Genomic DNA, 8113 nt, shown 5'->3' with positions numbered 1-8113 from the left:
CCCCGCACTAATCGACAACCACCGCTCCCTCCACTGAATTCGAGTCGACTGACTCACAACCAGACTGGCGAAGAGGGTTTGGCGCCGAAATTGGGTGCTTATATGTCTGCTCGCGCTTAAGTAGCGAGTTGCTTGCGCAGCACCTTGCCGGCCGGGTTGCGTGGAATGCTGTCGACGAAATTGATGTCCCGAGGCTGTTCGAACCGAGATACCTTGCCCTTCAAGTACTCTCGTAACGCCGGCTCGTCGATGTCGCTCCCGGGCCGGGGCACGATGAATGCGGCCAGCCGCCGCCCGAACTTCTCGTCAGGCACCCCGATGACCGCGTTCTCGGCAATACCGGGGTGTTCGGCAAGCGCGTTCTCCAGTGCCCGTGGATAGACATTTTCGCCGCCCGAGACGATCATGTCGTCCTCGCGACCGACGATGTACAGCCGTCCCGAATTGTCGAGGTAGCCCATGTCACCCGTGCTGGTCATGCGGTCGATCCGGGCTTTGCCTCCGCCGCCGGTGTAGCCGTCCGCGCCCAGTTCACCGCCCACGAAGATGCGGCCGGTGACACGCGGGCCGACCGGCCTGCCATTTCTGTCGAAGATGCGCACCGGACATCCCGCGACCGGTCTTCCGACCGTCTCCGGGGCATTGCGCACTTCGACCGGTGTGGCCAGCGCACCGATGCCAACCTCGGTGGAGCCGTAGACGTTGTAGAGGACGTCGCCGTAGGCATCCATAAAACGTCGCGCCAGACTGGGATCGAGGCGATCGCCGCTGGAGAGCACCACCCGCAGGCACGGTAGAGAGTTGCGCGCCCGCACGCGCTGCGGCAGGTCGAGAATGCGCGCCAGCATGATGGGGACCACGCTCATCGCGTCGGCACGCTGCAGCGAGGCCTGCGCCAGCGCCGTCTCGGCATCGAAGCGCCGATGGGTCAGCACGGTGCCGCCCAGGCTCACGGCCAGCATCAGCACACCGAACCCCAGGCCGTGAAACATAGGCACTGCCAAGGCGATTCGCGAACCGACACGCAGGCGGGTGCGCTCCAGAAGCGTTACGCCGACGCCCACTCCCGAGCTCAGTCGCGGTGCCCGCGGCACTCCCTTGGGCACTCCGGTGGTGCCCGAGGTGAGCAGCACAAGCCGGCCCGTCCCCGCGACCTTGGGCCGCGACTCGCCGGGTCGCGTCTCGACCGTTGCCGGATCGATCACCGTGACGGACCCGTCGGCCTCGCGTATCTGTCCGCTGAATTCCTGGTCGGCGAACATCGTCTTGATCTGGTGCGAATCCAGCGCGCCGGCAAGCGCATTGAGGCGGAACTCCGTGCTCACCAGCACCACGTCGGCGCCCACGAGGGCGGCCGCGAACGCCGCTGCGACGAAGTTGCGTCCGTTGCGGCACATGACTCCCACCGCCTCGCCCGGTCCGGCGCCGCTGCGCGAGAGCTCACGAGCAAGCGATTCGACCTGCGACTGCAGCTCGCGATAGCTCAGCGCGCCGTCGTCGTCGATGATCGCCGTCCGGTCCGGCCACCGTGCGGCCGAAATAGCAAGCAATGTATAGAGATTGGTGCCGCCTCGGTACACCTCGCGGATCAACCGCAACAGTGGGAGCGGCGCGGGCGGACTGAGCAGTCCGGAAAAGGCCAAGCCCCGCGCCGCGGTGGCGGCGACGCTACCCGTCGTCATGCGTCATCCCGCTCCCGGTCGCCGGGTTCGGCGAAAAACCGGCGGTGCCAAATCCTGGCCGCGTAGTCGGCAGGCCCGGCCAGCACCACCGAGGCGATCTCGGCGGGCCACACCCACGGGGGTTCGATGCTGCGCGGCCGCTCGATGATCGCTTTCGCGATCGAGTCGGCCGCCTGGTCCGGATACAACCCCGGCAATCTCCCCAGCATCGGCGTCGGCTCAATCATCCGGGTACGGACCAACGCGAAGTAGACCGACGTGACGTCGACGCCGTCGCTGTGCAGTTCCGGTGCCACACTGCGCAGCCAGCGATCGAACGCCCCTTTCGACGCCTGGTAGGCGCCCCACTGCGGGCCGGGCACGACACGCACGCCGACGCTCGACACATTCACGATGTGACCATGGCCGTTCTCACGCATGGCCGGCAGCACGCCGAGGAGAAGCCAGATCGGTCCCAGGTAGTTGATGTCGATGGTGCGCTGGAAATCGTGCGGGCGGTCGTACTGCTGGTGCAGCGAGCGGCGCAACGACTTGCCGGCATTGCTCACCACGATGTCCAGCGGGCCGTGGTGCTCGGTGATTTGCTTGGTCAGCACGCTGACTGCGGTCTCGTCGCTGAGGTCGGTCGGGTAGACGACCGCTCTGCCGCCGCCGGCGTTGATCGATGCCGCAAGGTCGTCGAGTCGTTCCGCCGAGCGGGCGACCACCAGCACCGTCGCGCCGGCCGCAGCCAGTTTGCGTGCGGTCGCCTCGCCGATGCCATAGGATGCCCCGGTCACCAGGACGGTCTTGCCCGAAACAGCCTTGCGCAGCCGGTCTGGATCCGATACCTGTCCCGGGTTGGCCACTCTGTCGAGCGTGGCCTCGATGGCCTGGGTGATCACATTCATCTTCACTGCCGCATTTCGTTTCGCACACCGAGGCTGTCGCTGCTCGACCCCTGTGCTCTCGACATGTAACCACTAGCAGACCACAACCCGATCGGGAGGCGGCGCCCAGCCTGCCTGTCGGCAGAGGCCGGACGGCTACGCCGCAGCGCGGTTATACAGCCTGCGCGGGTCGACGCCGGCGCGCCGCCAGGCCGCGGCCGCCCAGGGCGCGTAGACGAACCACAGCGGCATCCTGTTGATCAGCGGGTTCAGCGCGCGCATGACGGCCGCGAAGCGCTGAAAACGCTTCTCCTTCTTGGCATCCCACTGCAGGTCGCATACCGAGCGCATCTGCGGCGGCAGAGTTCCGACCAGCACGAGACGGGTGTAGGCATTGAGCGGCGCCGACAGGATCTTCCACAGCGGCTTGGGGATCCAGCGCGGGCCAGGTATGCCTTTGCGGATGTAGCCGGTGCCGTAGAGCACGGTTTTGTGCGGGACGAAGCGTTCGAGCATGTCGTCCCAGTACTCGAGGAATTCTTCGTACGTCTGCGGCTGCCCGCGGTCGCTCACGCCGTAGAGGCTGTACCAGATCTTGCCTTCGTTGAAGATCTGCTCCTTCTCGGCGTGGGAGAGCCGGCGGATGAACATGTCGGTGTTGTAGATGACCTGGTCGACGAAGGTGGCGTGCGCCCAATAGAACAACTCCGGGTTCAGCGCGTGGTACCTCGACCCGTCGCTGATGGTGCCTTTGATCGGCTTGTGGAAATCCCGGACCTTGCGGCCCCACTCCTGCGGCGTGTCCGAGTAGACGGTCTTCATCAGCGGCGGTGCGGTTCGCTTGGCCCGGCCCAGGGTGTCACTGAAAATAACCGAGTGGTCGAGCACGCCCTGGGCGAGTTGTTCGATGCAGTTTTCGACGCCGGCGACGCGCTGGAATCCGAAGAACTGGGTGCGGTGATCTCCGTAGAACTTCCAGATCAGCGAATCCGGTCCCAGCCGCGTCGCATCGTTTTCGGCGTCGCCGGCAAGCACGGGCACCGCCTCTCGCACTCCGGCATCGAAGCGGGCGCCCGCGCTCGGTCCGGCGAGCGCTTCGTTGTGGCCGGTCATGCCGATCTCCTCGTTGGGCTCCATGCTGGATGCATACCCTGAGCAATCCTGAGACAATGGAACAAAGTGATATCTTTGTTTCAACGTACCAATCGGTTGTGGCGTCCGCAAAGCAGGTGAGGCAGCTCATGCAGTCGGAGATCAAACCCGGTTGGGCAGCACCCGAGGCGCTCTCCGAGCTCGATCGCGCCATCCTGGACACGGCTCGGACGGTGTTCGAGACCTACGGCGTGCGGCGCGCCAACATCGAAGACGTCGCCGCCCGCGCGGGTGTCAGCCGCAGCACCGTCTACCGGCGCTTTCCCACCAAAGACGACCTGTTCGAGCACGTCGTACGACGCGAAGCGCAGCTCTTCTTCACCACGCTGGACCAGGCCACGACGGGCTGTGATCCGCAACAGGCCGTAATCGAGGCCTTCGCGCTCGGCGTACGCCTGGTCCACGACTCGCCGCTGTATTCGCGGATCGCCCAAAGCGAGCCGGAGCTGCTCGGCATGTTCTCCCGATCACACGTTTTCCCGATCGGCCAGTTCGCCGACGGAATCGCCCGCACGCTGCGGCGATGCGGTGCCGACAGCCCCGAGTCGGACCTGGCCAACATCGCCGACATCCTGTTGCGCGTGGCCCTCGGCATCATCGTGTTTCCCACCGATCGGCTCGACACGACGGATCCCGCCGCGGTCCGCGACTACGCGGCCCGCTATCTGGTACCCATCATCGGCCGGACCGGCCGCTAGCCGCCGCTGCGACCTGTCGGTGCGCTGAACTAGCCTGGATGCCGTGACCCGGTTTGCTGGGGCTCCACGAACCCGATACGCCAGTTGCGGCGAGACGGACATCGCCTATCAGGTGTTCGGCGACGGCCCGATCGACTTGGTAATGCTGCCCGGGCCATCCATCCCCATCGACTGCATCGACGCCGAGCCATCGATGTACCGCTTCCACCGGCGATTGGCGTCTTTCGCCCGGGTGATCCGGCTGGACCAGCGCGGGATCGGCCTGTCGTCGCGGGTCTCCTCGCCCGACATGATCGGGCCCGAGTTCTGGGCGAAGGACGTCGTCGGCGTGATGAACGCCGTCGGATGCGAGCGGGCGACCATCGTGGCGCCCGGCTTCACCGCGATGACCGGACTCGTGCTGGCCGCCGACTACCCCGAGCGGGTAAGCAGCCTGGTGATCATCAACGGCGGCGCCCGCGCGCTGTACGCGCCCGACTACCCGATTGGGGCCACCATCGACAGTCTCGATCCCTACACGAATCTCGTGGTCGATCCAGATGCCGTCGACCAGGGCTTCGACATGCTCGCCATGATCGCGCCCAGCGTCGCCCACGATGATGCCTTTCGGTCCTGGTGGGACATGGCCGGTAACCGCGCCGCCTCACCGAGCATGGCGCTGGCGATGATCAGAACCATCCGGCACGCCGACGTGCGTGACACGCTGCCGCGCATCACCGCGCCGACGCTGATCCTGCACCGGCCCGACTCGACCTTCACACCCATCGCGCACGGTCAATATCTCGCCGAGCACATCACCGGGTCTCGCCTGGTCGAACTACCCGGCGAGGACAACCTGTACTGGGTCGGCAACACCGGGCCCATGCTCGACGAGATCGAAGAGTTCATCACCGGGATGCGGGGTGGTTCCGACACCGAACGCCTGCTCACCACGATCATGTTCACCGACATCGTCGGCTCCACTGAGCACGCCGCCCTGCTCGGCGACGATCGGTGGCGCGACCTGCTGGACAACCACGACACCATCGTGCGCCACGAGCTGCAGCGCTTCGGCGGACGCGAAGTCAACACCGCCGGCGACGGATTCGTCGCGACATTCAGCAGCCCGAGCGCCGCGCTAGCCTGCGCCGACGACATCGTCGACGCGGTCAGGGTGCTCGGCATCGAGGTCCGGGTCGGGATTCACGCCGGAGAGGTAGAGGTCCGCGGCGGCTTGAAGGACGACGTGGCCGGCATGGCCGTGCACATCGGTGCGCGGGTGGCCGCCCTTGCCGGGGCCAGCGAGGTACGCGTGTCGTCGACGGTGCGGGACATCGTCACCGGATCACGGCACAGGTTCGCCGACCGCGGCGAAAGTGTCCTCAAAGGCGTGCCGGGGTTGTGGCGAATGTATGCCCTGGAGCGCGAGCGCGCCGTCGTCGCGCGGTAGAGAAGGAGCGGCGATGACCGACGTCAATCTCTCGATGCCCCCTGCGTTGCGCCGGGCCCTGGATCTGCTCATCGATCCGCCCGCGCATCCCGACGTCGGCAAGGGCTACCTCGATCTGCTGGGCACCGCGTCCGATGCGGTCCCGAAGAACACCGGTGCGATCCAGGCCGCCTGGGCCTCACCGATCGGGTCGATGCTCTATGACAACGCACAAGCCCTTAGTCGGCGTGTGCTCAGCGCCTGGCAGCACCCCGTCGAGTGGCTCAGCATCCCGCCGGGCGGAGTCGCGCTGGACGTCGGCTCCGGCCCTGGCAACGTCACCGCGTCTTTGGCCCGCGCCGCCGGGCCGGACGGCCTGGCCCTCGGCGTCGACATCTCCGAGCCGATGCTGTCCCGCGCCGTGCGCGCCGAAGCCGGACCGCAAGTCGGTTTCCTGCGCGCCGATGCACAACGACTTCCGTTGCGCGACAGTGCTTTCGATGCAGTCGTCTCGATCGCCGTGCTGCAACTGATTCCCGATCCCGCGGCGGCGCTCGCGGAGATGGCGCGGGTGCTGCGGCCCGGCGGACGGCTGGCGGTGATGGTCCCTACGGCAGGGCGTGCCGCCCGGTTCTGGCGCATGCTGCCGAACACCGGTGCGCATGCGTTCGACGACGACGAAATCGCGGACACGCTGGAAGACCACGGATTCGTCAGCGTGCGAGTAAAGACCCTCGGAGTGTTTCAGTGGGTGCGTGGCAAAAAAGGGTGAGCCCTACGGCCGCTGCCGGTCCCGTTTGAGAGCGGGGTGGTTGCGTGCCAGCAAGGGCAGCAGCAACTCAGGCGGCGTGATCCGGGAAAGCGACGCGGCCACCCGGTTGACCCGCCCGGGGATGACGACCGCCTTGCCGGCCGCCAGCCCGTCGATCCCGGCCTTCGCGACCTGATCTGCAGGAATCCACATCACCTTCGGCAGTGCCGATTCTGCTTCCTCCTTGGAGAAACCGGCCGCCTCACCGAATCCGGTGTCCACCGGGCCTGGACACAGCGCGGTCGCGCTCACGCCGGTGCCACGCAGCTCACCGCGCAGGCTATGGGTGTAGGACAACACGAATGCCTTGGCGCCGCCATAGGCCGCTTGGCCGGGCAGGGGTTGGAACGCGGCCGTCGACGCCACGTTGAGCACCGCGCCACGATGCCGGTCGACCATTCCCGGCAGGAACCTACTGCACAGGTCGACTACCGCCGCTACGTCGACTTCGACCAGGTTGAGTTCCTTTTCCGGAACCGATTTCGCGACGACCCCCGTGGTCGAGAGCCCCGCGTTGTTGACCAGGATGTCGGGGACCAGACCCAGCGCCGTCACCCGGTCCGGCAGCGCCGCTCGGTCCTCACGGTTCGACAGGTCAGCGGGTAGCGGATGAGCGTGCGCGCCCAGCCGTCCGGCGAGCTCTTCGAGCCGATCGGCGCTGCGGGCTACCAACACGACCTGATAGCCGCGCTGGGCGAGGATGCGCGCGAATTCCTCACCGATGCCGGAGGAGGCGCCGGTAACGATGGCTGCGCGGTCATTTCCTGGTGGTGGAAGAGCCATACCGGGACCTTACCGGGCGTCAGGGCGGGGCGCCCGGGTCGGAACTCTGGGCGAGCACCGCCAACCGGTCCAGGGAAGCGCGCAGCATGTCGCGTGTCGTCGCGCGGGCACGGGTCAGACGGACGGGATCGGTCAGCTGGGTCCAGTCGTAGGTATGGGTCACGCTGGTGAGGTCGGCGCTCACCGGCTCGAGCTGCCAGCGCCATAGATGGCCGGGCGGCTGCTTTCCGGGTTCGGCTGGGCGCCACGCTATTTGGCTTCCTTCGATGAACTCCACGACGTGGTTCTCCCGCACGCCGCCTTGGGTCAAGGTCATCTTGAACACGTCTCCGGCCTGCCGGATACGCTGGCCCGGCGCAGCCGAGGCGAGGTTGTTGTTACCGTCCCAGCTCGGCTGCAGGGAAGGGTCGGCGATCAGATCGAAAATCCGCTGGGCGTTCGCCGCGACGATGCGGGTTGCGCTCACAATCCGTTCTTCGGGTTCCATGACGCAATCCAAACACGTCGAGCCTGACGTCCGCGCGGTCAGCAGCGCTCAGCGCCTCTTTGCATGAGCCGCGGGCGGTTGCCGAGTTGGCGTTGCTTGCGCCTCAGCAAGGCGTACAAGGCGTCACACGCCCGCGCCCGGACCGGCGCGGCTACATGCAAGTCGTCAGGGCTCTGGCTTTTCCAGGCCTGGATAGTCGGCATGCGCGTGGTCCTTTCGAAAG

Annotated in this window: 9 protein-coding genes; 3 read left to right on the top strand and 6 right to left on the bottom strand. The window is 66.6% G+C overall.

From position 1 onward, the window contains the following. Window positions 1-116: 116 nt before the first annotated feature. The 3 genes from A5791_RS11685 to A5791_RS11675 all read right to left on the bottom strand — a co-directional run bounded on the left by A5791_RS11685 (window position 117) and on the right by A5791_RS11675 (window position 3664). Complete coding sequence (locus tag A5791_RS11685) at window positions 117-1682, bottom strand: AMP-binding protein (RefSeq protein ID WP_067235943.1); 1566 nt, start codon at window positions 1680-1682, stop codon at window positions 117-119. Then, window positions 1679-2572, bottom strand: coding sequence for an SDR family NAD(P)-dependent oxidoreductase (locus A5791_RS11680; protein WP_067235949.1), 894 nt, complete (start codon window positions 2570-2572; stop codon window positions 1679-1681). The genes A5791_RS11685 and A5791_RS11680 overlap by 4 nt, the downstream gene beginning before the upstream one ends. 135 nt (window positions 2573-2707) lie before the next feature. Then, a complete protein-coding gene (locus A5791_RS11675; protein ID WP_067235947.1) occupies window positions 2708-3664 on the bottom strand; it encodes an oxygenase MpaB family protein in 957 nt (318 codons plus the stop codon). 128 nt (window positions 3665-3792) lie between these two features. Between A5791_RS11675 and A5791_RS11670 the strand changes: the two genes are divergently transcribed. Genes A5791_RS11670 through A5791_RS11660 form a run of 3 tightly spaced genes read left to right on the top strand, consistent with a single transcriptional unit; the run spans window position 3793 to window position 6581 of the window. Next, on the top strand, window positions 3793-4401 hold the full coding sequence (locus tag A5791_RS11670) for a TetR/AcrR family transcriptional regulator (RefSeq protein ID WP_067235941.1): 609 nt from the start codon (window positions 3793-3795) through the stop codon (window positions 4399-4401). Between the two features lie 43 nt (window positions 4402-4444). Next, window positions 4445-5830, top strand: coding sequence for an adenylate/guanylate cyclase domain-containing protein (locus tag A5791_RS11665; RefSeq protein WP_067235938.1), 1386 nt, complete (start codon window positions 4445-4447; stop codon window positions 5828-5830). Between the two features lie 13 nt (window positions 5831-5843). Next, window positions 5844-6581: a methyltransferase domain-containing protein gene (locus tag A5791_RS11660; RefSeq protein ID WP_067235935.1), complete on the top strand. Its 738-nt coding sequence runs from the start codon at window positions 5844-5846 to the stop codon at window positions 6579-6581. A 3-nt stretch (window positions 6582-6584) separates the two neighbouring features. On the opposite strand, the gene A5791_RS11655 is transcribed toward A5791_RS11660, so the two are convergent. From A5791_RS11655 to A5791_RS27210, 3 genes are all read right to left on the bottom strand, one after another. Next, window positions 6585-7403: an SDR family oxidoreductase gene (locus A5791_RS11655; protein ID WP_067235932.1), complete on the bottom strand. Its 819-nt coding sequence runs from the start codon at window positions 7401-7403 to the stop codon at window positions 6585-6587. A 19-nt stretch (window positions 7404-7422) separates the two neighbouring features. Then, window positions 7423-7890: an SRPBCC family protein gene (locus A5791_RS11650; protein WP_067235930.1), complete on the bottom strand. Its 468-nt coding sequence runs from the start codon at window positions 7888-7890 to the stop codon at window positions 7423-7425. A gap of 38 nt (window positions 7891-7928) precedes the next feature. Then, window positions 7929-8113: hypothetical protein (locus A5791_RS27210; RefSeq protein WP_067235927.1), on the bottom strand; the 185-nt coding region annotated here is incomplete at its 5' end.

Origin of the sequence: Mycobacterium sp. 852002-51163_SCH5372311 (assembly GCF_001667115.1) — a bacterium.
Classification (GTDB): domain Bacteria; phylum Actinomycetota; class Actinomycetes; order Mycobacteriales; family Mycobacteriaceae; genus Mycobacterium.
This window is presented reverse-complemented; position numbering and strand designations above follow the sequence as displayed.

Bases quoted from the DNA above. Each gene is read 5' to 3' on its own strand.
- A5791_RS11685 (WP_067235943.1), bottom strand. From the start codon at position 1,682: ATGACGACGGGTAGCGTCGCCGCCACCGCGGCGCGGGGCTTGGCCTTT.
- A5791_RS11680 (WP_067235949.1), bottom strand. From the start codon at position 2,572: ATGAATGTGATCACCCAGGCCATCGAGGCCACGCTCGACAGAGTGGCC.
- A5791_RS11675 (WP_067235947.1), bottom strand. From the start codon at position 3,664: ATGACCGGCCACAACGAAGCGCTCGCCGGACCGAGCGCGGGCGCCCGC.
- A5791_RS11670 (WP_067235941.1), top strand. From the start codon at position 3,793: ATGCAGTCGGAGATCAAACCCGGTTGGGCAGCACCCGAGGCGCTCTCC.
- A5791_RS11660 (WP_067235935.1), top strand. From the start codon at position 5,844: ATGACCGACGTCAATCTCTCGATGCCCCCTGCGTTGCGCCGGGCCCTG.
- A5791_RS11655 (WP_067235932.1), bottom strand. From the start codon at position 7,403: ATGGCTCTTCCACCACCAGGAAATGACCGCGCAGCCATCGTTACCGGC.
- A5791_RS11650 (WP_067235930.1), bottom strand. From the start codon at position 7,890: ATGGAACCCGAAGAACGGATTGTGAGCGCAACCCGCATCGTCGCGGCG.